Origin of the sequence: Flavobacterium sp. GCM10022190 (genome assembly GCF_042656445.1) — a bacterium.
Classification (GTDB): Bacteria; Bacteroidota; Bacteroidia; order Flavobacteriales; family Flavobacteriaceae; genus Flavobacterium; species Flavobacterium nitratireducens.
The window spans coordinates 177,649-202,469 of sequence record NZ_JBHSOQ010000003.1 but is presented as its reverse complement, the minus strand read 5'-3'; the positions used below and the strand labels follow the sequence as shown (position 1 = coordinate 202,469).

The following is a 24,821-nucleotide window of genomic DNA, read 5'->3' as shown; positions in this document are numbered from 1 at the left end:
AATATGATTGAATTAAAACTAAAAAAGTCAGCTGTTGTTTTTGTAATGACAATAAGTTTTTTTAACACTTCTTTTGCCCAAAAAAAATATCCGTATCAGGATCCAAAATTAGGAGTTGAGGAACGTGTAAAAGATTTGTTAAGCCGAATGACTTTGGAAGAAAAAGTACGCCAAATGGATATGTACAAAGGCGAATTTTTCAAAGACAAAGAGGAATTTTCCAAATCAAAATCAAATGCAAAAATTGGAAAATTAGGTATTGGAGCCATTCATGATATTTATCCGCGTTCGGCAAAAATGATTAATGATTTACAGGCTGAAGTAATCAAAAATAACCGTTGGGGCATTCCAGCTTTAATTATGTGTGAAATGTTACATGGTTATTTGGACGAAGGAAGTACCGCTTTCCCGATGAATATTGGTTTAGGAGCTACTTGGGATACTAACTTGATGCAAAAAGTGGGTCAGGTAATTGGATCGGAAGCCAGAGCTCATGGTGTTCATTTTGGTTTAGGTCCAAATTTAGACTTAGGTCGTGAACCGCGTTGGGGGAGAGTAGCTGAAACTTTTGGTGAAGACGCTTATTTGAATAGTGAAATTGGTTTAGGAATGATAAAAGGGATGCAAGGAGATGATTTGAAATCGGATCGTTCTATTATAGCTGAACCGAAACACTTTGCTGTTCATGGGATTCCGCAAGCAGGAGGTAATTCATCGCCAATTTTAGTGGGTGAACGTTCAGCTCGTGAAGATCATTTACCTTCTTTTGAAAAAGCCTTCAGAAAAGGGGGAGCATTGGGAACTATGTGTGCTTATTCTGAATTGGATGGAGTTCCTTGTGCTGAAAATCATTGGCTATTAACTGATGTTTTAAGAGAAGAATGGGGCTTTAAAGGAATTGTTGTTTCCGATTTAGGGGCGATTAAATATTTGCAAACGACACATTATGTTACTGATTCTCCAAAAGAAAGTATTCATCAGGCAATTGCGGCTGGTGTTGATATGCAATTTTATGATTTTACGAATGAATTTTGGCAACAAACCATTATAGAATTGGTAAATGAAAATAAATTAAATATGGCTCAAATTGACCGTGCTGCTGGAGGTGTATTGCGTTTGAAATTCTTATTAGGATTATTTGAAAATCCCTATACCGATAAAAGTTTGATTAAACTCCGTTTTCATACAAAAGAAAATCAAGAAGTTGCTCTAGAAGCTGCTCACAAATCAATTGTGTTGTTAAAAAATCAAAACAATCTTTTACCACTTAATAAAGATTTAAAAACAATTGCGGTGATTGGTCCAAATGCAAATGAATCTCGTTTAGGTGGTTATTCGCCAAAAAATAAAGTGGGTAAAACAGTTTTAGAAGGAATTAAAGAACTAGTTGGTGATAAAGCTAATGTGCTTTACGAAGAAGGTGTACCTTTGATTGTAAAAGGACAAATCATTCCATCGAAATATTTATTAACTCCAGACGGTTCTCAAAACGGATTGAAAGCAGAATATTTCAACAACCGAAATGTAGAAGGAAAGCCAGCTTTAACTCGAATTGATAGCCAATTGGCTTTTGATTGGCCATGGTCACCGGGAGATGGTGTTACTGATGATGATTTTTCCATTCGTTGGACTGGATACATCCAATCAGATCGTTCTTTTGATGGTTGGTTGGGTTTGAGTTCGGATGACGGAATCAGAATGTGGATTGATGACCAATTAGTAATTGACAACTGGACTAAAGGAGCAACTAGTATTGTTACCACACCTAAGAATATAGAAGCAGGAAAAAAATATAAAGTTCGCATTGAAATGTGGGAAGGAGGCTGGGGAGCCAGAGCACACCTGCGTTGGAATTTGGAAAAAGTAAACTTTCAACCAGCGATTGATATTGCTAAAAAGGCGGACGTAGCTGTGGTTGTTTTAGGAGAATCAAATGAATTAGTAGAAGAGAATAGAGATGTTGCTACATTGGATTTACATGGAATGCAACAAGAATTAATCGAAGCCATTCAAAAAACAGGAACTCCAGTAGTTTGTGTTTTGTTAAACGGTCGTCCATTATCAGTAAACTGGATTAATGATAATATACCTGCTATTGTTGAAGGTTGGTTTCCTGGGGAAGCAGGAGGAAAAGCTGTAGCCGATGTTTTATTCGGTGATTACAATCCAGCTGGAAGATTGCCTATAACATTCCCAAAATCAGTAGGGCAATTGCCTATTTATTATAACCAAAAACCATCGGCCATTCACAGATATGTGAGTGAAAGCGAAAATCCGTTATATACTTTTGGTTATGGATTAAGTTATACGACTTTTGAGTATTCGAATTTGACATTGAGTGCTACAGAAATTAAAACCAATGGCGAAATAAAGGTAGGTGTTGATATCAAAAATACTGGGAATGTAGACGGAGAAGAAGTTGCCCAATTGTATATTAACGATGTGTATAGTACAGTAACTACTCCCAGAAAAACTTTGAAAGGTTTCAAACGCATTTTTATCAAAAAAGGAGAAACAAAACATGTGGAATTCACCTTGACTCCAGAAGAATTATCACTATGGAATCGTGAGATGAAAAGAGTAGTAGAACCAGGCGATTTTGAAGTAATGGTAGGAGGTAACTCGTTTGAGTTAATGAAATCAAAATTTAGAGTTGTAAATTAAATTTAGTATTTCGATGTTAAAAATTAGTCTTAAAGATTTCTCAGCGTTAGTATTATTTAAAAAGTCCATTTTAATCCTTTTGGCTTTTATTAGTTTTCCAAGTTTTGTTAAATCCCAATCGTATCGAATTATGACGTATAATATTCGTTACGATAATACTGGCGATGGAGAAAATCAATGGTCTAAACGAAAAGACTTTTTATGTAGTCAAATAGCATTTTATAATCCAGATATTTTTGGAATCCAGGAAGGCTTAGGTCATCAAGTAGATTACATTGATACTTTTTTTACTGATTATAAATTTGTAGGTGTTGGTAGAGATAATGGAGCATCAAAAGGAGAGTTTAGTGCCATTTTTTATAATTCAAATAAATTTGATGTTTTAAAACAAGGTACTTTTTGGTTATCAGAAACACCTAATAAAGTATCGGTAGGTTGGGATGCTTCCATGGAAAGAATTTGCACATATGTATTGTTAATTGATAAAAAAACAAAAAATCGTTTCTTTGTTTTTAATACTCATTTTGATCATATAGGTAATCAAGCTCGAATAAAAAGTGCTAGCCTTATAGTATCGAAAATTAATGAAATGAATGTAGGGAAATTGCCTGTAGTTTTAATGGGGGATTTCAATTTAGAGCCTCAATCCGAACCAATTCAATATCTTTCTAATGTTTTTAACGATTCTAAATCTGTAAGTATCAATAAACCATTTGGACCTGAAGGGACTTTTAATGGATTTAATTTTTTAAAACCAGTAACAGAACGTATAGATTATATTTTTACCAGTAAAAAAAATATTCGAGTTCAAAAATTTGCAATCTTAAGTGATTCTCAAAATTGTAGGTATCCTTCCGATCATTTAGCTGTATTCATAGAAGCAACAATGTTATAAAGCTAATTTTACGTTTTTCATAATTAAGAGCACAATCTTGCTGTTTTAAATTTAGATTAATATCTAATTAAAAGCACTAGGATTGTGCTCTTCTGTTTATCACATTTTTATTGATTTCATTCTATAGGATATAAATTTTCACAAATTTTTTTCTTTAATTTTTTGTTACCACTTTATAAATTGCTTTTTTTGTGTTAAAATTGTTTGTTTGTTGATTTTTTTTTCTTGTTTTTAGTTTTTTGATGCTTATATTGTTGTTGTTTTCTTAAAAAAATGTTAAAATGTTAAAATTTTAACAAGTGTTTTTTTGGATGATTTTTTAGTTGAAATACATCTTTAAAACTGTTTTTTAGCAATTATTTTAACTGATTGAAGCCTTGAAAATCATTTATTTTCGGTAAAAATTAACCAACGTCTATTCAGAAACGCTGTTTGTCGAAATTATGCATCAAATAAAGGTATTGATATTTACTTTTAACTTAAGATTAACTCAAACACAATTCAATATTAACTTAAAATTTTAATTTATGGTTCAGAACGTACTAAAGGTACTGTTGGTGTTTTGCTTGTTCAGTTTTAATAATGTTCAAGCTCAAATGACAGTTACAGGAACAGTAACAGATGCAAAAGGAGGGATGTCTTTGCCTGGTGCAAATGTTATGGTAAAAGGAGACGCTAAGGGGGGGATTTCAACAGATTTTGATGGAAAATATACTATTAAAGTACCAAATAGCAATGCTATTTTAGTATTTACATATGTAGGTTACACTCCAAAAGAAGTTGCAGTAAACGGTAAAAGTGTAATTAATGTTTCTTTATCTGAAGATTCTAATCAATTAGGAGAAGTTGTTGTTACTTCATTGGGTATAAAAAAACAACAAAGATCTTTGGGGTATGCAACTAATACCATAAAATCTGAGGATATTGTTAAGTCGGCTCCAACCAATTTTGCAACAGCCTTGTATGGTAAAGCAACAGGGGTGCAAATTGCATCTACAGCCGGAGGTTCTACAAGTGCTGCCAATATTACCATTCGAGGTGTAAAATCGATTACAGGTAAAAGTCAGCCACTTATTGTTATGGATGGAGTACCAATTAGAGATGGTGAGGTTTCAAATAATAACTATTGGAATGATCAGCGTTTGAGAGGGAATGGACTTCTTGATTTAAATGTTGAAGATATTGAAAGTATTTCGATATTAAAAGGTGCTTCTGCAGCTGCCCTGTATGGTTCAGAGGCGGTAAATGGTGTGGTTTTAGTTACTACAAAAAAAGGTAAAAAGTCAGATAGAGGAGTAAGTGTAGATTTTGCTGCAACAACAAGTATTGACGAAGTGGCTTATTTACCAAGATATCAAAATGTAAGAGGAGGAGGGTATCCAATCAATTATTTGAATAATGGACAGGATGATAAAGGTTTTATTTATTATGATACTAATGGTGATAATATAAAAGATATCAGAGGGTTACTTCAAGCCACTGTAAATTTTGGTCCTAAGTTCGATGGACAACCAATTATGTCATGGGATGGTGTTATAAGACCATATGTTGCTCAAAAGGACAATTATAAAAATTTATTTCAAACAGCTCATAATTCAAGCCAACACATTTCGATTGCGAATGTAACTGAAAAATCAAATACTCGTTTTGCTTTTACACATCAAGACAACGAAGGTCAAAGTATTGGTTCAGAAAACAAAAAGAATATTTTTAATTTAAATACTTCTTTTAAAACTTCTAATAAGATTACAACTGATATCACTATAAATTATATTAATCAAACGGTGAATAATAGACCTTATTCAATCGATAGAATGATTAATAATTTTACTGGTATGATGGGGCGTTTTGATAATGGAGATTGGTATTTAAATAAATATAAAACTTCTTTAGGTTATCGTTTTGTAACAGGTTCAAATCAAAGTTTTACTCCTTCAGAAAATATAATCTATAATGGATACAAAGCTGACATTCTTGATTATGTTTGGAGAGTAAATGAAAACAGATATAAAGAATTAAGTAATAGAGTAATTGCTGTTGTTACTAATACTTGGGAAATCAGGGATGATTTAAAATTAAGAGCTAGAGTATCTAATGATTTTACAACTCGTACTGCTGAGGCTAAAAATTCAACTGAGATTCCTTTAGCTTTTGGTAATTCAGGTTATTTTGGTGTAGAGAGTTATAATGCGAACATATTGTATGGTGATTTATTAATGACCTACAACAAAGCAATTACTTCAGATTTAAATTTTACTGCAATGGTTGGTTATAATGGTTCAAAGGAAATGTCCACTGAATCTAGAATTAATACAAGTGGAGGTTTAACTTCGGAAAATTGGTTTGACTTAAAAGCATCAGTAAACAAAGCTGATTCTAATAACAATAGATCGAATGTTACTAAAGAAGCATTTTTAACTACAATTGGTTTTGATTATAAAAATTATCTATTTCTAGAAGGTACTTTCAGAAGAGATAGAATTTCAACTATGAACCCTACTCAAAATGCATTTTCTTATCCTTCAGTAAATTCAAGTTTTGTATTTACAGATGCGTTTAAAATGCCAGAATTTTTAAATTATGGAAAATTAAGAGCTTCTTGGGGAATAGTAGGTAACTATCCTGGAGCTTATGATGCAAATGTTGCTTACATACAAAATTCCTTGGGTTCTCAAGGTTTGTCACAGCCAGTGTATACTATTGTTAATAATAATGAGTATGGTAATGATAAAATTAGACCAGAGAAAAAACACGAATATGAATTTGGTTTAGAAACTAAAATGTTTAATAATAGATTTGGTATTGATTTCTCATACTACAATGCACAAGTAGTTGATCAACTTTTACCATTAACTTTACCTATTACTTCTGGATCACGTTCAATTTATGCCAATGTAGGAACATTGAGAAATACGGGTCTTGAGTTAGGGATTAATGTAACTCCTATAAAAACAAATGATTTTGAATGGAACTCAATTTTGAATGTATCTAAAAACAAAAATAAAGTTGAAAGATTAGCACCAGGTTTAACAGAAATTGTTCATGCTGATTACGACGGTAATGCAGCTGTACTAAAATCTATAGTTGGACAATCAATGGGTGATTTATATGTTCACCCAGTTGCTACTGATGCTAATGGTAATAAAATTGTAGATCCAAATGGATTGTATAAAGTGGATGCTAATAAAATGGTTAAGGCAGGTAATGTAATGCCTAAATTAATTGGAGGTTTCATTAACACGTTTTCATATAAAAACTTATCTCTGAATGTAAATATCGATTATAGATATGGTGGTTCAGTTATGCCTACAGGTATTAACTGGATGACAAGCCGTGGACTTACAGAAGAAAGTCTTAATAATATGGATACTGAACGCGGTGGTTTAACATATTATAATAATGGAACTTACAATGTACAATTAACATCTGGAGCAACAGCTGGTCCTAACGGTGAAAAAGTATATCATGATGGTATGTTGTTAGATGGTGTTTTAGCAAATGGAACTCCAAATAATAGAGTTGTTTCTCAAGCTGTTTATTATAATACTGTATACAACTGGGGAGGTCCACAATACAGCCCTAATACTCGTTATGAGTTGTATGTTAAAGAAAATAGTTATGTTAAGTTAAGAGAATTATCTTTTGGTTATGATATTCCTCAATCTATTTTGAAGAAAATTGGGTTTTCTAAATTTAATTTATCTGTTTACGGTAGAAACTTGTTTTTTATCTATAGAACAATTAAAGATATGGATCCAGAACAAACGACTGCAGGATCAAGATGGTTTCAAAACGTAAATAATACAGGTACTAACCCATCTTCTAGAACCTATGGTTTAATGTTGAGAGCTAGCTTATAATTACATGATTAATTTAGAATTTTAAAAATATTTTATATGAGAAAAGTATCAATAATCCTTGGTGTACTGGTTGCGGCTATGTCGTTCAATGCATGTACAAAGGAAGATTTTAGTGAAAATTATGCAAATCCTTCAAAAGTATCAACTACAACTTTAGATAAGCAATTTGCAGGACTTTTATATAGTAATAGAGAGTATGTACTTCCAGCTTATTGGAATTACTATGTAGTTTTGAGATCTACCCTGAACCATTACACTCAAGCAGTTGGATGGGTAAATTCAGATAATCAGTATGTTCCGGGAGCGGCTGCAATTACGGATCGTTGGATTAATTTTTATTCATTTTTAACGCAATATCGTGAAATGGAAAAAATTAACAATACCTTATCTGATACTGAGAAGGCAAATTATAAAATTTTTATGATTGCTGGTAAAATTTATTTGTATGATCATTTGCAAAAAGTTGTCGATTTGCATGGTGATATTCCATTTACAGAAGCAGGTATGTTGAGTACAAATAATGGTGATTATATAGGTTCATTACCAAAATATGATACAGCAAAAAGTATTTATACTAAAATGATGGATGATTTAAAATCTATTTCTGAAGAATTAAATACGATGTCAGTACCTACGGGTATACAAACAGCTTTTAAAAAGCAAGATTTTGTAAATAACGGAGATGTAAGTAAGTGGAAAATGTATTGTAACTCTTTGCGTTTGAGAATTTTAACTAGAGTTTCTGCTACATCCGATTTTCAATCAAGAGCTCAAGCAGAAATTGCTGCTATATTAGCTAATCCAACTTTATATCCTTTGATTGCTAATAATGCTCAAAATGTTCAAATTAAAGTTAATGATTTAAGTACTGAAATTAATTCAATAGGATTCCGTTCTGGCTTAGAAGATGATAATGGAAACTTAGCAGGTAAAGCTATTATTGATCATATGGTAACTAATGAAGATCCAAGACTAAGAGTGATGTTTGAACCAGGAATAAATGCTGCACCTAATTCCTATTTAGGTTTAGATCCACTTGGCTTAAGTGCAACTCAAACAACACAAGTGAACTCAGGTGTGGTTTCAAGATATAATACTGCTACTTTTAGTCGTAACCAATATTTCCCAGGTGTTTTGATAAATGCAGCAGAAGTTAATTTATTAAAAGCAGAAGCTTATTTAAATGCTAGTAATGACGCTATGGCTAAAGCTAGTTATGAAGCTGCAATTTCGCAATCTGTTAATTATTATTACAGTATTAGAGCTTTGTCTGCAGATGCAGGTACAGCCCCAACTTTAGTTCCTTTGAATCAAAATGAAATCACAACTTATCTTCAAAAGTCTAACATAAACTGGGATAATGCAACGACTAAAGCACAAAAACTAGCTCTAATAGCAACACAAAAATGGTTACACTTTAGTGTTGTTCAGTTACACGAAAGTTGGGCAGAAATTAGAAGATTAGGTTTACCTTCTTTATCGTTTAAACCGGATACTGCAAACGCACTTACTTTGCCTCCTAATAGATGGATTTATCCTACTAGTGAGATTACAGGAAACTCAGCAAATTACCAAGCTGTAAAAGCTAATGATAATTTGACTAATAAACTTTTCTGGGCTAAATAATTGCATAATATATAGTAGATGAATAGTAAATAGGGGTAAGTTTTAAAGCTTACCTCTATTTATTTAATATCAATCTCTTCTATTAAAGAAATATAAAAAATAGAAAAAAAATGTTCCGATTCTTCAAATTATTAATAGCTTTTATTCCTTTTATTTCATTTAGTCAAGATAAATTGGAAACCTATAGAGTAAGTTATGATCAGTATGTTAATGGAAAAAAAACGGATCGGATTACTGAGTTTTATTATCAAAAAGGTATGGTGTTTTTGACAAATAAGTCAGATAAAGTTCAACAATACATTGATTTAGATAATTCAAATACAATTAGTTCCATTTTGTATGAAGATAAAGTTTTCAAAAAAGTGATCCCTTTTGATAGTTTACCTATACCAAAATTAGAAAAGGATACTCGAGTTATTTTAGGATATAATTGTAAACACCTTAGCTATTCCTATTTCTCAAATAAAATTGATATTTGGTATACTGAAAAATCCAATGTTAAGGGGACACCAAATAGTACCTACATACCTTCCAAAAATGCTTTAGTTATGCAAATGGTTTATAATGGAAATCAAACTTTAATTGCTAAAGAAATATCTAAAGAAAAAAACTATCAACCCTTTATAAACTTTAATAATAATTCAATTGTTGTTGATAAATCTGAATTTGAAGAAATTATTATTAACTCACGATTTAAAAAACTTTCAGTATTTGATAATGAAAATATCAATTTTGATCCCAAGAGAATTGTTCCCAAAGAAGAGGATCTTGTATTAGATAAAGTATATCATTTTTCTAATGGGAGTGTTGTTTTAAAAAAAATAAAAATTACTCAAGAATTAAAAAATAGTCAAGCCATTTTTGCAAAACTAAGCTGTAAATCTAACGGTGACGCTTATGATAGAACAGGTTCGGTTTTTGTTATTCCAACTTCAAAAAAAGGGACAATTAATTTACTTGACGCCTATTTAAAAGGATTAAATCAATTGCCGGTTTATATTGATAAAAAAGGCAATCAATATCAAGGATTTATCAAAGAGAAAGAATACACTCCAGCAATAGAAATTATGCGTTTTTTTACTCCATTTGGTGTTAATTTTTTTAATGAAAAAAGAAAAATTAATAATTACAATTGGGCTAAAGAAGTTGTATATAAAGCAGAAGTTACTTCGGTTATACCTACTAATGAAGATGAAATTTGGATAGGAACTTTTATTGGTAATTACGATTTTGGAGGACATATAATAAGTTTAGAGCTAGATATATACCCTAAACTAGATTCAAATAATTTTAAAACAGATATTATAAAATATATCGACCCTTTATTTTCAACTGTAAATACATTAGAGATGTCTGGTCAAAATTATGGGGGTCTTTTTGCAAATGATACTTTGAAAGTTAATTTTGAAATTAATGATGAACTTCAAAATACAGCGCTTTTGTATACTACAACGGGCCATGGTGGCTGGGGGAATGGAGATGAGTTTGTACCAAGAATGAATAAGGTATTTATCGATGGACAAGAAGTTTTTAAAATTGTACCTTGGCGTACCGATTGTGGGACTTACCGTTTATCTAATCCTGCCTCTGGGAATTTTTCCGATGGTTTATCTTCAAGTGATTTAAGTCGTTCTAACTGGTGTCCTGGTACTTTGACACCTCCATATAGTATTCCATTACCTAAATTAAGTATTGGTAAACATATTATAGAGGTTGTAATTGAGCAGGGTCCAAATGAAGGTCAGAGCACTAATCATTGGAATGTTTCAGGTGTAATTGTAGGTCAAAAGTTGAAAAATAATGCAAAATAAAATGATCCTAGAAATTTGTGCTTCATCATACCAATCAGCAATTAATGCCCAAAATGCGGGTGCAGATCGTATTGAATTATGTTCTGAATTGGCTTTAGGAGGTATTACACCTTCTTATGGTCTTATTAAAAAGGTAATTGAAAATGTTACGATTCCTGTTCATGTTTTAATTCGCCCACGTAGTGGAAATTTCACCTACTCTGAGGAAGAGTTCGAAATCATGAAAGCAGACATTGAAATGTGTAAATCCTTAGGATGTAAGGGTATCGTATCAGGTATTCTGAATAAGGATAAAACAATTGATAGTAGTAGAACTAAGGAGTTAATAACTTTATCGCACCCTTTAAGTTTTACTTTTCATAGGGCTTTTGACTGGGTTGATGATTCGTTTGAAGCTCTTGAATTGTTAATGAATATGGGAGTAGATCGAATTTTAACATCAGGGAAATGTAGTACTGCTCAACAGGGAATCGAACTTCTTAAAGAATTAGAAAATGGGGCCAAAAATAAATTAAGCATTTTACCTGGCGGAGGTATTAATTCAGGGAATGTTTTGGAGTTTAAAGCAGCGGGATTTAAAGAAATTCATTGCTCTGCATCAACAATTGAATATATTGATGGTGTTGGAGCTATCTCCATGAATAGTGTTTCTTTTTTTGACGAAAATATTATAGTCCATTCCGACTTCAATAAAATAAAAAATATTGTTGATTTATGTTAGTCTAAAAACATGCTTCAACAAAGAATAAAATGAAAAATATAAAAATGTAAATAATAAATTATGAGTAATACGACATCACTTCAGGAAACTAAGAACTCGACATTAATACCAATACTAATCATAGCTGGATTATTTTTTATTTTTGGATTTGTTACTTGGATAAACGGGGCTTTGATTCCGTTTATGAAAACGATCAATGAACTTACTTCGGCGCAATCTTTATTAGTAGCTTCAGCTTCTTATATTTCTTTCGTGGTGATGGCATTGCCAGCTTCTTATATTCTATCTAAAATTGGATATAAAAAAGGGATGTCTTTAGGATTATTTGTTATGGGCGTTGGTGCTTTAGTATTCATTCCAGCCGCTGAGGCCAGAACGTATTGGATGTTTTTGACTGGTATTTTTATTCAAGGAGCAGGAATGACATTATTGCAAACAGCTTCTAATCCGTATATTACAATTTTGGGACCAATAGAAAGTGCTGCTAAGCGAATTTCTATTATGGGGATAGCCAATAAAGTAGCGGGTGCTTTAGGTTCTCTTATTTTTGGAGCATTATTGTTGTCTGGAATTGATGAAATTAAAGAAAAATTGGAGCTAGTAACTGCCCAAGAAAAAGCCGAATTATTAAACACAATGGCCGATAGTGTTGTGATGCCTTATGTGATTATGGCTTGCGTTTTATTTGTTTTAGGTTTGCTAATTAGAAAAGCGCCTCTACCGGATGTAGAAGCTGAACCAATTCAAGAAACAGAAGAGGGGGCAACAACTAAAACAAGCATCTTCCAATTTCCACATTTATGGTTAGGTGTTTTAACGCTTTTTATGTATGTTGGAGTAGAAGTGATTGCAGGTGATACGATTATAGCCTATGGAATTGCACTTGGAATTCCAGTTGCGGATGCTAAATTTTTTACCACATTTACTTTGTTAGCGATGGTAGCAACTTATGCTTTAGGAGCATTTCTAATTCCTAAATACATTTCGCAAACATTTGCTTTAAAAGCAAGTGCAATAATTGGAATTGTTTTGTCATTTTGTATTGTGTTTTCTTCCGGTTTTACATCTGTTTTGTTTGTTGCTGCTTTAGGTATGGCTAATGCGCTAGTATGGCCTGCTGTTTGGCCATTAACTTTGAAAGGATTGGGACAATTTACAAAGACAGCTTCAGCATTATTAATTATGGCAATTTCGGGAGGGGCAATTATACCTCCTTTGTACGGGAATTTAGTTGATGCAAATAAGGCAGATTATTTGTCTCAAGGTATGACAGATACAATGGCAACTGCAATGGCCTCAACTAAAGGTTATTGGATATTATTACCTTGTTATTTGGTTATTTTATATTATGCTGTTGCAGGACATAAACTAGGATTGAAGAAATAGTAAACAAATTTTAAAATATAAATTATAGTTTTTTATAGCTAATAATTTAATGTTTTACTTTATATCTTATGAAGCATTTAAAATCAAAATATTTTCCAATTATTTTGCTAATTTCAATGTGTTTTTCTTGTAGTTCTGTACTTAGAAAACCCAGTATTTTTAATTTGAAGTCTGAATATATCGCAAATCCAGCTGTATCGGCCAATAGTCACGCAGCAACACTTGTTGAATTTTTGCCAAATCAAATCATGGCGGCATGGTTTGGAGGTAGTTATGAAGGGGCTAAGGATGTAGCAATATATGTTTCGAAATTAAACGATGGGATTTGGTCCACTCCTCAAATTACCGTTAAACCTCCGGTTATTAAAGGAGATACTTTAGCGTGCTGGAATCCTGTTTTGTTTAAGAGTCACAAAACAAAAAAGTTATATCTTTTCTACAAAGTGGGTAAAAATCCTAGAGAATGGTTTGGTGCTATGATTACTTCTACAGACAATGGAACGACTTGGTCTTCTCCCAATTATTTACCAGAAGGATTTTTAGGCCCCATCAGAAATAAAGCAATTGAGGTAAGTCCTGGAATTATTTTATGTGGAAGCAGCACAGAGAGTGTGATCGACAATAAATGGAGAGCCCATATGGAAATCTATAACGAATTGACCGACACTTGGTCGAAAATTCAAATTCCAAATGATAAAGAATATGATATTATTCAGCCAACGATTTTAGTTCATTCAAAAGATAAAATACAATTGTTATTCAGGAGTAAGCATAATAAACTCATTACTAGTTGGTCTTACGACAAAGGTAAATCGTGGTCGAATGCAGAAATGATAAATGTAGTTAATTCTAATTCTGGTATTGACGCATTGCAATTGTCCTCTAAAGGATTTTTATTAGTTAATAATCCATTACCTCAAGGAAAAGACTGGTTTTATGGAAGAAATATTTTGGATGTAGAATATTCCAGTGATGGATTAAAATGGGAAAAACTAATTGATCTTGAAAATCAAACGGAAGGAGAATTTAGTTATCCTGCCATAATTCAAACCAAAAATGCTCAAATTCATATTGTATATACCCATAACAGGAAATACATTAATTATGTGAATTTCAAATTAAAAAAATAACTATTTACTGTTTAAAATTATAATTATCAATATAATAATGAAAAAATATTGTCTTGCTTTGGATTTAAAAAATGATCCCGACTTAATTCAAGAATACAAACAATTTCATCAAAATGTTTGGCCCGAAATCATTGAGAGTATTACCTCTTCTGGAATCAAAAATCTTGATATTTATTCTGTTCAGGACCGACTTTTTATGATTATTGAAGCAGAAGATTCTTTTTCATTTGAAGAAAAATCAAAATTGGATGCCAGCAATCCAAAAGTACAAGAATGGGAAGAGCTAATGTGGAAATTTCAAAAAGCCCTTCCAGGAGCTCAACCTGGTGAAAAATGGATGCTAATGGATAAAATTTTCGAGTTAAAATAATTTCTTCTTATTTATTAATTTTTAAACCTCGTATAAAAAATATGTTTATCATCATTAAAACGAAAAGAATGGAATGGAAATCAGTATTATTTATTACACTATTTTTTTGTTGTACAATTAATGCTCAAAATAAATGTTTGGAGAAAAGATTTTATAAGCACGACAAATATTTGTCCTCAGACAAATTGGAAGGACGCTTTCCAGGAACAAAAGGAAACAACGATGCAGCAGCATACATCAAGAAGTATTTTCAGAAGTATGATTTAAAAAGTTTCAATGGTAATTATTATCAGCCATTTAAAGTTTTTGTAAAAGAGGGGATTAATAAAATGCCTTCGGATAGTGTGCAAACACAAAATGTAATAGGTTATATTGAAGGATCGGATAGCCAACTCAAAAATGAGTTTATCGTTATTGGAGCACATTATGACCATTGGGGATGGGGCGGAATAGGCTCAAGTAGTAAAAAGAAAGATACAGTGGCGATTCATAATGGTGCTGATGATAATGCTTCTGGAGTATCGGCTTTATTATGTATTTTGGAGAAAGTTTCTAAATTGAAAGTGAAGCCAAAACGAAGTATTATTTTCGTCTCTTTTAGTGGAGAAGAAGAAGGATTATTGGGATCAAAATATTTTATTAATCATTTGGCTGTTCCTAAAGAAGCGGTAAAAGTTATGCTCAATATGGATATGGTGGGTCGATTAAATGCCGAAAAGCAACTTTATATGGGAGGTGCTGGAACATTTCCTGAGGGGGTTAGTTTAATGAAGAAACTTACTGAAAATAGTGGGTTAAATCCCGTTATACACGCTGGAGGAGTAGGTGGTTCGGATCATGTTTCTTTTTATAAATCGTCAATTTCAGCCGTTGGTTTTCATACAGGAGGTCATCCACAATATCACACACCGGAGGATGATATCGATTTAATCAACTTAGAAGGAGGAGCTCTAGTAACTAATTATATTTTTAATGCCTTAATTTCAATGGCCAATTATTCTCAAAATTTATATTTCATTAAGCAAGATTAGTAGCTGTTTTTGATTATTGTAGTTCTTAAATCTTTAAGAAAGTCAGAAAATGTTTAAATAGAGATTAATCAACAAAATTTCTTATTGAATATTTAGTTTTTTTTCTAACAATTTTTTTTAAAATGATTAGAAATAACAATCAAATTACATATATAGCTCAATAAATAACTATATTTTTGTGGAAATTAATAACCACAAATATAAAAAATAGTTGAATGAAAACAGTAGTAGTAACTGGAGCGGGTGGAATTTTATGTAGTACTTTAGCAAAAGCATTAGCTAAGCAAGGACATAAAATTGCCGTTTTAGATTTGAAAAAAGAAGCAGCGGATAAAGTTGCTGATGAAATTAATGCAGAAGGTGGAGTAGCCCTAGGATTTGCAGCCAATGTATTAGTGAAAGATTCTTTGGAAGAAGCTAGAAAAGAAATCAATGAAAAACTAGGAAGTTGTGACATCTTAATTAATGGTGCTGGAGGAAACCATCCATTAGGAACAACAACAAATCCATTTTTAGTTGAAGAAGATTTGAAAAATACAACAGAAGGTTTCAAAACTTTTTTTGACTTGGATTCAGAAGGAATTCAATTTGTTTTCAACTTAAACTTTATTGGAACTTTATTACCAACACAAATTTTTGCAAAAGATATGATTGGTAAAAAAGGATGCAGCATTTTGAATATTTCTTCGATGAATGCTTTTACTCCTTTAACAAAAATACCTGCTTACAGTGGTGCAAAAGCAGCGGTTTCTAACTTTACGCAATGGTTAGCAGTACATTTTTCTAAAGTTGGAATTCGTGTTAATGCAATCGCTCCAGGATTCTTTTTAACAGATCAAAATAGAACTTTATTGACAACTGCTGATGGAGAATTAACTGCAAGAGGAAATACAATTATAGGTCAAACTCCAATGGGTAGATTTGGTGAACCTGAAGATTTAGTAAGTTCAACTCTTTATTTATGTGATGATGCTTCTTCATTTGTAACAGGAGTTGTAATTCCTATTGACGGAGGTTTTAGCGCTTTTAGCGGAGTATAATTATAGAATAAATTTAAGAAGGTCGTCTAAAAAGGCGACCTTTTTTTTGGAGTTACGTATTTCAAATATTGATTTATACTATTCTATTAACAAATGGATTTCTTGTATTGCATGGGTGATAATCCAATTTGTTTTTTAAACATTCTCGAAAAATAATAAGGGTCTTCAAAGCCTACTTCTTTGCATATTTCTTTTATACTCAGGTTCGTAAAATAGAGATATTCACAAGCTTTCTGAATTTTTAATCGTATAAAATATAAAATAGGTGAATAGCCCGTTTTTTTCTTAAAAAGTTCTGAATACCTCGAAACCGAATAGCAAGCCTGATTAGCTAGTTTTTCAATTGTCATAGTTTGATTTAAGTTGGTCTTCATAAAGCTTATAGACAAACTTATATTATCCGTAACCAAATTTTCTAATACATTAGAGTATGATATTGAGCTTAAAAAATTAATGAGCTTGAAATGTAGTATTTCAATTCTTTCTTCTGTCAATTCATTTTCTAAAACGGTTATTATTTCTTTCAATACACTCAGTTTACTTTCGTCATAGGCAATTGCAACAGCGTTTTCTTTGTTTTGTGAAAATCGCTCATAAAAAGTAGAAGCATATATTCCTGAAAAATGGATCCAATAGATGCTCCAAGGATTATTTGCTGAACTACCATATTTATGGGGAGTATTTTTAGGAATTATAAAAGCAGTGTTTGGAGTTAATTTTATCGTTTTTTTATTTATGATAATCCAGCCTTCTCCCTTTATACAGTATAGGAAAATATATTCTGCAATTCCGTTTTTTCTAGAGCGGTTATGATGTTCTGCATTTGGGAAATATCCTATTGCATCAGTAAAAAGATTTTGATAAAATGGATGATTTGTTATTTTCTTTTGCTCTTCAGAAGATAAGACAGCCATGGTTTGTCCTAAAAAGCCCTCTTTTATTTTTCGATTCGGCAGATTGTTCATTCTAAAGCTATTATTGTATTTAAAAATGTAATAGTGTCGTAAGATAGTCTATTTTATTCAATAAATCATCCATTTCTCATTTAGAAGGGAAATGTATTTTTGTTAGTGTATAAATTTTTTTTAAAAACAATTCTATGACCAGTAACATGCATGTAATTAATAAATCTTATTTGTTTGCTATTTCGATGGTTTCCGCTATGGGTGGTTTACTTTTTGGATACGACTGGGTGGTAATAGGAGGAGCAAAACCATTTTATGAACGCTTTTTTGATATCACTACATCGGCTAATTTACAAGCTTGGGCTATGAGTTCGGCATTGATAGGTTGTATTCTTGGTGCAGTTGTATCGGGAGTAATAAGTGATAAATTTGGCCGTAAGTGGCCATTGCTTCTGTCTGCATTTTTGTTCACTGTTGCTTCATTGGGTACAGGTTTAGCTTCTTCATATTTGATATTTGTTATATTTAGAATACTAGGGGGAGTAGGAATTGGCTTGGCATCAGCACTTTCGCCTATGTATATAGCCGAAGTAGCTCCATCTCACCTTAGGGGGCGTTTTGTTTCTCTAAATCAAATGACCATCGTTGTGGGTATACTCGCCGCTCAAATAATTAATTTGCTAATTGCTGATAAAGTTCCTGACGGAGTAACTGATGTTTTTATTCGTGAATCATGGAACGGACAAACAGGATGGCGATGGATGTTTTATGCTTGTGCAATACCCTCGGCAATTTTTTTCCTGTTGGTTTTTACACTTCCCGAAAGTCCACGTTGGCTGATTAAAGCTGGTCAACCTGAAAAAGCGTTACCAACTTTAAGTAAAATAGGAGGAGAGTGCTATGCTCAAGAAGAAATGAAAAATATTAAAGCAACTTTGAATGATGTTACAGAGAAAGTTGATTTTAAGTTATTAATTCATTCGAAATATCGAAAAGTATTGATTATTGGAGTAGTATTGGCTGTTTTTCAACAATGGTGTGGTATTAATACCATTTTTAATTATGCTGATGAAATATTTACTGCTGCCGGATATGGAGTGAGTGATACTCTTTTTAATATTGTGATTACCGGAAGTGTCAATTTAATTTTTACACTTATTGCTATGTTCACTGTTGATAAATGGGGAAGAAAAAAACTGATGGTATTTGGGGCAATCGGTCTCGCAATTGTTTATATTTTTATTGGTAGTGCTTTTTATTTCGAATTAAAAGGTATTGCTGTTTTATCATTAGTTGTTTCTGGCATAGGGATATATGCAATGTCTTTAGCTCCCATTACATGGGTTATTCTTTCAGAGATTTTTCCAAATCAAATTAGAGGTGCAGCAATGGCATTGGCCACATTTGTTTTATGGATAGCCTGTTTTATACTTACATACACTTTTCCAATATTGAATAAGGGACTTGGCGCTGCAGGTACTTTTTGGGTCTATGCTTTGGTCTGTTTGTTCGGTTTCTTTTTTATTCGTAAGAATCTACCAGAAACTAAAGGGAAAAGTTTGGAGGAAATTGAAAGTGAATTGGTTAAATAATTCGTCAAGTAAAATATAATTTTAAAAGTATAGTAATGAGTGTTAAAGCTTGGCAAGAAGAGGTAATCATTCCTACATACGAAATAGGAAAAGCCGAAAAAAATCCAATATTTCTTGAAAAACGAGTATATCAAGGGAGTAGTGGTGTGGTGTATCCTTATCCCGTAGTGGAGAAAATAGCCGATGAAAAAAAAGATAAAAGCTATAAGGCGGTGTATTTAGAAAATGAATATATCAAAGTAATGATTTTGCCAGAGTTAGGTGGTCGTGTGCAAATGGCATATGACAAAATCAAACAACGCCATTTTATTTATTACAATCAGGTGATCAAGCCAGCTTTAGTAGGACTTACAGGGCCTTGGATTTCGGGCGGAATCGAGTTCAACTGGCCGCAACATCACCGTCCGAGTACTTTTTTACCCGTAGATCATACAATTGAAAACAATGCCGATGGAAGTATTACCGTTTGGGTAAGCGAAAACGAGAAAATGTTCCACCAAAAAGGCATGGCAGGTTTTACTTTGCATCCCGGAAAAGCATATTTGGAAATTAAAGGTAAATTATACAATCCAACTCCAGTTCCACAAACCTTTCTATGGTGGGCAAATCCAGCAGTGGCTGTGAACGAACATTATCAATCTGTTTTTCCACCGGATGTACATGCTGTTTTTGACCATGGAAAACGTGATGTTTCAACATTCCCAATTGCAACAGGAACTTATTATAAAATAGATTATTCGGCAGGAGTTGATATTTCGAATTATAAAAATATACCTGTTCCAACTTCCTACATGGCTATCAATTCGGATTTTAATTTTGTGGGTGGATATGAGAATGATACACAAGCTGGTGTACTTCACGTAGCCAATCATCATATTTCACCAGGAAAAAAACAATGGACTTGGGGTAATGGAGATTTTGGAAAAGCATGGGACAGAAATCTAACCGATGAGGATGGACCTTATATTGAATTGATGGCGGGGGTTTATACTGACAATCAGCCCGATTTTAGTTGGATGCAACCTTATGAAGAAAAAACATTTACCCAATATTTTTTACCGTATCGTGAACTGGGAGTAGTCAAAAATGCCTCTCAGGATTTGCTTTTAAATTTAGATAAAATAGACGACAAAGCTATCGTGAAAGTTTTTGCTACATCACTACAGAAAAATGCAAAGGTAGTACTTGAAGGATTTTTTGAAGAAATTGTAGACTTATCACCGGAAAAAGTATTTGAAAAAGAAATTGCTATTGGAGATGCAGCTATCATCGATTTAAAATTAACGGTGTATGCTGAAAACGGAAGAGAATTGTTACGTATTAAAGCAGAGGAACAAGAAGCAAAGGAAACTCCTGAAGCGGCAAAACCAGCGCTCTCCCCAGAAGAAACCCCAAGCTGTGAGCAATTGTATCTTACAGGATTGCATTTAGAACAATACCGTCATGCTACTTATGTCGCTACGGATTATTATCAGGAAGCTTTGAAAAGAGACCCTTCGGATGTTCGAAATAATAATGCTATGGGGCTTTGGTTGCTACGACGTGGGAAATTTGCCGAATCAGAAAAATATTTCCAAGCGGCCATTGATACCCAATTACAGCGAAATCCAAATCCGTATGATGGAGAACCGCGCTATAACCTGGGACTAGCTTTGCAATATCAAGGAAAAAATAAAGAAGCCTATGCAGCTTTTTATAAGTCTTGTTGGAATGCAGCTATGCAGGATGCAGGTTATTTTGGCTGTGCGCAGATTTCTTCGGTTCAAGAAAATTGGATGGATGCTCTGTATGAAATTAATAATTCTTTAATTCGTAATTGGCACAATCACAAGGCACGAACTTTAAAAACAGCTATTTTAAGAAAGATAGGAAGAGATAAAGAAGCTTTAGCATTGATTGAAGATTCTTTGAAAATTGACTTATTCAATTTTGGATGTCGTTTTGAAGAATATCTTATTTCAAATTCGGCTACTACATTGGAAGAAATGAATCGATTGATGCGTGGTGAAATTCATAATTATGAAGTGGTAGCACTGGATTATATCGCAGCAGGAATGTACGATGAAGCTGTTTTGTTGTTGGAACAAGGAGTTAAAGTATGTCAAACAACACCAATGACCTTTTACTATATGGGTTGGGCGTTACAATTAGCAAATAAAGAGGCTAAAACGGCATTCGAAAAAGCAGCATATCATGCACCAGAATATTGTTTTCCTAATTGTCTCGAAGCCATTTTAGCATTGGAAACAGCACAAAAAGTAAATCCAACAGATTCTAAAGCACCTTATTATTTAGGCAACTTGTGGTATGATAAACGCCAATATCCGGAAGCTATTGCCAATTGGGAAAAATCGGTTGCAATAGACGGCACATTCCCTACGGTGTTGAGAAACCTTTCTTTGGCCTATTTTAATAAATTACAACAGCAACAAAAAGCCCTTCAATATCTGGAAAAAGCATTTTCTTTGGATACAAGTGATTCACGTATTCTGATGGAGTTGGATCAATTGTACAAGCGTCTTTGCAAACCACATTCTGAGCGATTAGCCTTTTTGGAAAAATATTACAGTTTGGTGGAGCAACGTGATGATGTATATTTGGAATACGTTACTTTGTGTAACCAATTAGGGGATTATGCCAAAGCGATTTCATTAATTGATAATCGTATTTTCCATCCTTGGGAAGGTGGTGAAGGAAAAGTTCCAGCACAATACCAGTTGGCAAGAGTTAAATTAGCAAAACAACATTTGGTTAAAAATGAATACAATGAAGCTATTCAATTATTGAATGAATGTTTGGAGTATCCACACAATCTAGGAGAAGGAAAATTATATGGTGCTCAGGAAAATGATTTTTACTATTGGTTAGGTTGTGCTTATGAAGGTTTGGCACAACTTGATGAAGCTAAAAAATATTGGGAGTTAGCAAAGGATGGAAATACAGAACCAGCTGCAGCTATTTTTTACAACGACCAAAAGCCAGATAAAATATTTTATCAAGGAATGGCACTTTTGAAATTAGGATTAACGGAAGAAGCAAATTCAAGATTTAACAAATTAATTGCTTTTGGAGAGAAACATCTGGATGCAATCATCAAATTGGATTATTTTGCCGTATCATTACCTGATTTATTGATCTGGGAGGATGATTTAACTTTCCGAAATAAAATTCATTGCCATTATATGCTAGGGCTGGGGTATTTAGGTTTGTATGAATTTAATTTAGCAGAGTATCATTTGCGAGAAGCTCAAAAAAAGGACAGTAATCATCAAGGAGTACAGTATCATTTAACATTGATATCGATGTTGTTGAAATTTTTTTTGGTGTAAAATTTAGTTTAATTTAAAATGTTTAAGTAGTTGAAAAACATCAAAGTATATTTAGTTTTATTGTTTTTTAGTTCGTTCAAATTCATCGCTCAAAATCAATATTCTATTGATATTACAAAAGTGAATACCGAAGTGCAACGTGGCCATCTTGATTTGGGAGGAAGTAGTACTAAAGGTGATAAAATAGAGGTAAACAGTTTTTATCTAGAACGAAATGGAAAACCGTTTATTCCAGTTATTGGTGAGTTTCATTTTAGTCGTTATCCGCATCAATATTGGGATGAAGAATTAAAAAAAATGAAAGCCGGTGGGATTACCGTTGTAGCAACTTATGTTTTTTGGAACATGCACGAATTTAAAGAAGGTAAATTCGATTGGTCTGGCGACTTAAATGTTCGACGTTTTACGGAATTGTGTGCCAAAAATGGATTAGAAGTCATTATGCGAATTGGCCCATTTGCTCATGGCGAAATACGTAATGGCGGTTTGCCGGATTGGTTGTATGGTCGTCCTATTGATGTAAGAAGCAATGATCAGGTTTATTTGTTTTATACCAACCGATTGTATCAGAAAATAGGAAAACAGTTAAAAGGACTTATGTTTAAAGACGGAGGTCCTGTTATTGGTGTACAATTAGAAAATGAATACCAGCATTCTACAGCACCTTGGGGATTTACTTATCAGGATGCACCAAAAGAACGTACAGTTGCAGGACGTGATAAAAAAATTATTCAGGATGGAGTAGGAATCAATACCATGGGGAACGAGTTTGCCGATGTAGGTCGTGACCATATGATAACATTAAAAAAACTCGCTTTAGATGCGGGTTTAATAGCACCTATTTATACGGCTACAGGCTGGGGTTATGCTACTATTGTCGAAAAAGGGACTATTCCAGTTATGGCGGGTTATGCTTTTCCGTTCTGGACAGCTGGAAACAGTCCATCACCATTTTATTTGTTTAAAAATATACATCAAAAGCCCGATTATTCTCCAGTGAGTTATGATGTAAATTTATATCCATCGTTGGCAGCCGAATTAGGAACGGGAATGGCAGTTACTTATTCACGTCGTCCGCGTGTTCCGGGCGAAAGTTTTCTCCCTATGATGGTTCGAACCGTAGGAAGCGGAACTAATGGATTGGGATTTTATATGTATCACGGAGGAACTACGCCTTCAATTGGTAATTATTTTTTTACTGAAGGTGCGGGACTTCATAATAAATCCTATGATTATCAAGCGCCAATAGGCGAATTCGGCAATGTGAGTAGTGGCTATTATCCTTTAAAACTGATGAATTATTTTTTGAAAAGTTATGGTCATGATCTAGCACCGCTGTATCCAATATTGCCGTTAACTAATGATAGCATAAAAGCGACTAATACAACAACTTTACGTTATGCTGTAAGAGGAGATGGCGATAAAGGCTATTTGTTTATGCAAAATTTTCAGGATCATTTAGAAACTAAAGATTTATCAAATTTAAAAATCGATATAACTACTAAAACCGGGAAAATCCAATTTCCACAAACAGGAACTTTTACGCTCAAAGCAGGCAGTTCAGCAATATTTCCTTTTAATGTAAATTATGATGGGGTATCGATTCAAATGGCAACCGTTCAGCCATTTTGCAGTTTTACGAACAATAATAAAAAATACCATGTTATGGTTTCAGTAGATGGTATTGTTCCTGAAATAGTACTTAAAGGGAAAATGAAGGTGAACGGAATTAAAACAATAATAAAGCAGGGTAATACTGTCGTAATATGTAAGGCTGAAAAAATCAATGCATTCGAAATAAATGGTGTTTCATTTTTAGTTTTACCAGATATTGAATCTAAAAAAGCGTTTCTGATTGGTCAAACTAATAATCAAAAGTTGGTGATAAGCAATGCATTAGTTTTAGAAAATGATAATAAAATCGAATTGGTGAGTAATAATCAGGAGAAAATCGATTTTACGCTTTATCCTGCAATTGGTAATTTGACCTCAATAGATGGAAAAGTAACTAAAAGTAAATCGCTAATTAATAACAGTAATTCTTGGCAAATTAATGTACCAAAAATAGATGTAGGAATTAAATTGATTCAGGCAGACAACAGTCATTTTGTGCTTAAGGCGGGTAGTCTTGATTTATCTAAAGTAAATGATGTTTTTATCACTTTTGATTATCGTGGCGATCGCGGCATTTGTATGATGAATGGCGAGTTACAAACGGATGATCTATATACCAGTAAGCCTTGGATCATAGGTTTGAAAAGATATCAAGAAGCTTTACAAAATTCAGATATGTATTTTCATTTTATTCCAATGCTTAAAGAGGCACCTTATTTGAGTTATTTAGATAAAAATGTAGTCCCAGATTTTAGCCATCAAAAAAGTTTTCTGGAAGTAAAGCAACCACAAATTTCAGTGGAATATAAAGTGAGTGTGGAATTAAAATAAATTTAGTTTTTGTCTC

15 protein-coding genes are annotated in these 24,821 nt (G+C 32.9%); 14 read left to right on the top strand and 1 reads right to left on the bottom strand.

Annotation, left to right across the window (positions count from 1 at the left end):
- The first annotated feature begins 3 nt into the window (after positions 1-3).
- The 11 genes from ACFPTQ_RS11030 to ACFPTQ_RS10980 all read left to right on the top strand — a co-directional run bounded on the left by ACFPTQ_RS11030 (position 4) and on the right by ACFPTQ_RS10980 (position 16,534).
- On the top strand, positions 4-2,664 hold the full coding sequence (locus ACFPTQ_RS11030; RefSeq protein ID WP_379777512.1) for a glycoside hydrolase family 3 protein: 2,661 nt from the start codon (positions 4-6) through the stop codon (positions 2,662-2,664).
- Between the two features lie 13 nt (positions 2,665-2,677).
- Positions 2,678-3,559: an endonuclease/exonuclease/phosphatase family protein gene (locus ACFPTQ_RS11025; protein WP_379777510.1), complete on the top strand. Its 882-nt coding sequence runs from the start codon at positions 2,678-2,680 to the stop codon at positions 3,557-3,559.
- Positions 3,560-4,086: 527 nt separating this feature from the next.
- Positions 4,087-7,419 (top strand): SusC/RagA family TonB-linked outer membrane protein, encoded by a 3,333-nt coding sequence (locus ACFPTQ_RS11020; protein ID WP_379777508.1) that lies wholly within the window; start codon positions 4,087-4,089, stop codon positions 7,417-7,419.
- A gap of 36 nt (positions 7,420-7,455) precedes the next feature.
- On the top strand, positions 7,456-9,045 hold the full coding sequence (locus tag ACFPTQ_RS11015) for a SusD/RagB family nutrient-binding outer membrane lipoprotein (RefSeq protein ID WP_379777506.1): 1,590 nt from the start codon (positions 7,456-7,458) through the stop codon (positions 9,043-9,045).
- Between the two features lie 110 nt (positions 9,046-9,155).
- Entirely contained in the window at positions 9,156-10,856 is a 1,701-nt protein-coding gene (locus tag ACFPTQ_RS11010; protein WP_379777504.1) for a PNGase F N-terminal domain-containing protein, read from the top strand.
- Positions 10,846-11,577, top strand: a complete 732-nt coding sequence (locus ACFPTQ_RS11005) for a copper homeostasis protein CutC (RefSeq protein ID WP_379777502.1) — start codon at positions 10,846-10,848, stop codon at positions 11,575-11,577. The genes ACFPTQ_RS11010 and ACFPTQ_RS11005 overlap by 11 nt, the downstream gene beginning before the upstream one ends.
- Before the next feature lie 60 nt (positions 11,578-11,637).
- Complete coding sequence (locus ACFPTQ_RS11000; RefSeq protein WP_379777500.1) at positions 11,638-12,963, top strand: sugar MFS transporter; 1,326 nt, start codon at positions 11,638-11,640, stop codon at positions 12,961-12,963.
- 68 nt (positions 12,964-13,031) lie between these two features.
- A complete protein-coding gene (locus tag ACFPTQ_RS10995) occupies positions 13,032-14,093 on the top strand; it encodes a sialidase family protein (RefSeq protein ID WP_379777498.1) in 1,062 nt (353 codons plus the stop codon).
- 37 nt (positions 14,094-14,130) lie between these two features.
- Positions 14,131-14,463 carry an L-rhamnose mutarotase gene (locus ACFPTQ_RS10990; protein ID WP_379777496.1) on the top strand — a complete coding sequence of 111 codons (333 nt, stop codon included), beginning with the start codon at positions 14,131-14,133 and terminating at the stop codon, positions 14,461-14,463.
- A gap of 68 nt (positions 14,464-14,531) precedes the next feature.
- Entirely contained in the window at positions 14,532-15,494 is a 963-nt protein-coding gene (locus ACFPTQ_RS10985; protein WP_379777494.1) for a M20/M25/M40 family metallo-hydrolase, read from the top strand.
- 215 nt (positions 15,495-15,709) lie between these two features.
- The gene (locus ACFPTQ_RS10980; RefSeq protein ID WP_379777492.1) at positions 15,710-16,534 is read left to right on the top strand and encodes an SDR family oxidoreductase; all 825 of its coding nucleotides are present in this window, start codon (positions 15,710-15,712) and stop codon (positions 16,532-16,534) included.
- Positions 16,535-16,620: 86 nt separating this feature from the next.
- On the opposite strand, the gene ACFPTQ_RS10975 is transcribed toward ACFPTQ_RS10980, so the two are convergent.
- Positions 16,621-17,499, bottom strand: a complete 879-nt coding sequence (locus ACFPTQ_RS10975; RefSeq protein ID WP_379777490.1) for an AraC family transcriptional regulator — start codon at positions 17,497-17,499, stop codon at positions 16,621-16,623.
- A 134-nt stretch (positions 17,500-17,633) separates the two neighbouring features.
- On the opposite strand from ACFPTQ_RS10975, the gene ACFPTQ_RS10970 reads away from it, so the two are divergent.
- The 3 genes from ACFPTQ_RS10970 to ACFPTQ_RS10960 are packed head-to-tail and all read left to right on the top strand — an operon-like array spanning position 17,634 to position 24,805.
- Positions 17,634-19,031, top strand: a complete 1,398-nt coding sequence (locus ACFPTQ_RS10970) for a sugar porter family MFS transporter (protein WP_379777488.1) — start codon at positions 17,634-17,636, stop codon at positions 19,029-19,031.
- A 35-nt stretch (positions 19,032-19,066) separates the two neighbouring features.
- Entirely contained in the window at positions 19,067-22,360 is a 3,294-nt protein-coding gene (locus ACFPTQ_RS10965; RefSeq protein WP_379777486.1) for a DUF5107 domain-containing protein, read from the top strand.
- Between the two features lie 30 nt (positions 22,361-22,390).
- A complete protein-coding gene (locus ACFPTQ_RS10960; protein WP_379777484.1) occupies positions 22,391-24,805 on the top strand; it encodes a beta-galactosidase in 2,415 nt (804 codons plus the stop codon).
- Positions 24,806-24,821: the final 16 nt, after the last annotated feature.

Bases quoted from the DNA above. Each gene is read 5' to 3' on its own strand.
- ACFPTQ_RS10970 (WP_379777488.1), top strand. From the start codon at position 17,634: ATGACCAGTAACATGCATGTAATTAATAAATCTTATTTGTTTGCTATT.
- ACFPTQ_RS11030 (WP_379777512.1), top strand. From the start codon at position 4: ATGATTGAATTAAAACTAAAAAAGTCAGCTGTTGTTTTTGTAATGACA.
- ACFPTQ_RS10980 (WP_379777492.1), top strand. From the start codon at position 15,710: ATGAAAACAGTAGTAGTAACTGGAGCGGGTGGAATTTTATGTAGTACT.
- ACFPTQ_RS11000 (WP_379777500.1), top strand. From the start codon at position 11,638: ATGAGTAATACGACATCACTTCAGGAAACTAAGAACTCGACATTAATA.
- ACFPTQ_RS10975 (WP_379777490.1), bottom strand. From the start codon at position 17,499: ATGAACAATCTGCCGAATCGAAAAATAAAAGAGGGCTTTTTAGGACAA.
- ACFPTQ_RS10995 (WP_379777498.1), top strand. From the start codon at position 13,032: ATGAAGCATTTAAAATCAAAATATTTTCCAATTATTTTGCTAATTTCA.
- ACFPTQ_RS11010 (WP_379777504.1), top strand. From the start codon at position 9,156: ATGTTCCGATTCTTCAAATTATTAATAGCTTTTATTCCTTTTATTTCA.
- ACFPTQ_RS11015 (WP_379777506.1), top strand. From the start codon at position 7,456: ATGAGAAAAGTATCAATAATCCTTGGTGTACTGGTTGCGGCTATGTCG.
- ACFPTQ_RS10965 (WP_379777486.1), top strand. From the start codon at position 19,067: ATGAGTGTTAAAGCTTGGCAAGAAGAGGTAATCATTCCTACATACGAA.
- ACFPTQ_RS11020 (WP_379777508.1), top strand. From the start codon at position 4,087: ATGGTTCAGAACGTACTAAAGGTACTGTTGGTGTTTTGCTTGTTCAGT.
- ACFPTQ_RS11005 (WP_379777502.1), top strand. From the start codon at position 10,846: ATGCAAAATAAAATGATCCTAGAAATTTGTGCTTCATCATACCAATCA.
- ACFPTQ_RS10990 (WP_379777496.1), top strand. From the start codon at position 14,131: ATGAAAAAATATTGTCTTGCTTTGGATTTAAAAAATGATCCCGACTTA.
- ACFPTQ_RS10985 (WP_379777494.1), top strand. From the start codon at position 14,532: ATGGAATGGAAATCAGTATTATTTATTACACTATTTTTTTGTTGTACA.
- ACFPTQ_RS11025 (WP_379777510.1), top strand. From the start codon at position 2,678: ATGTTAAAAATTAGTCTTAAAGATTTCTCAGCGTTAGTATTATTTAAA.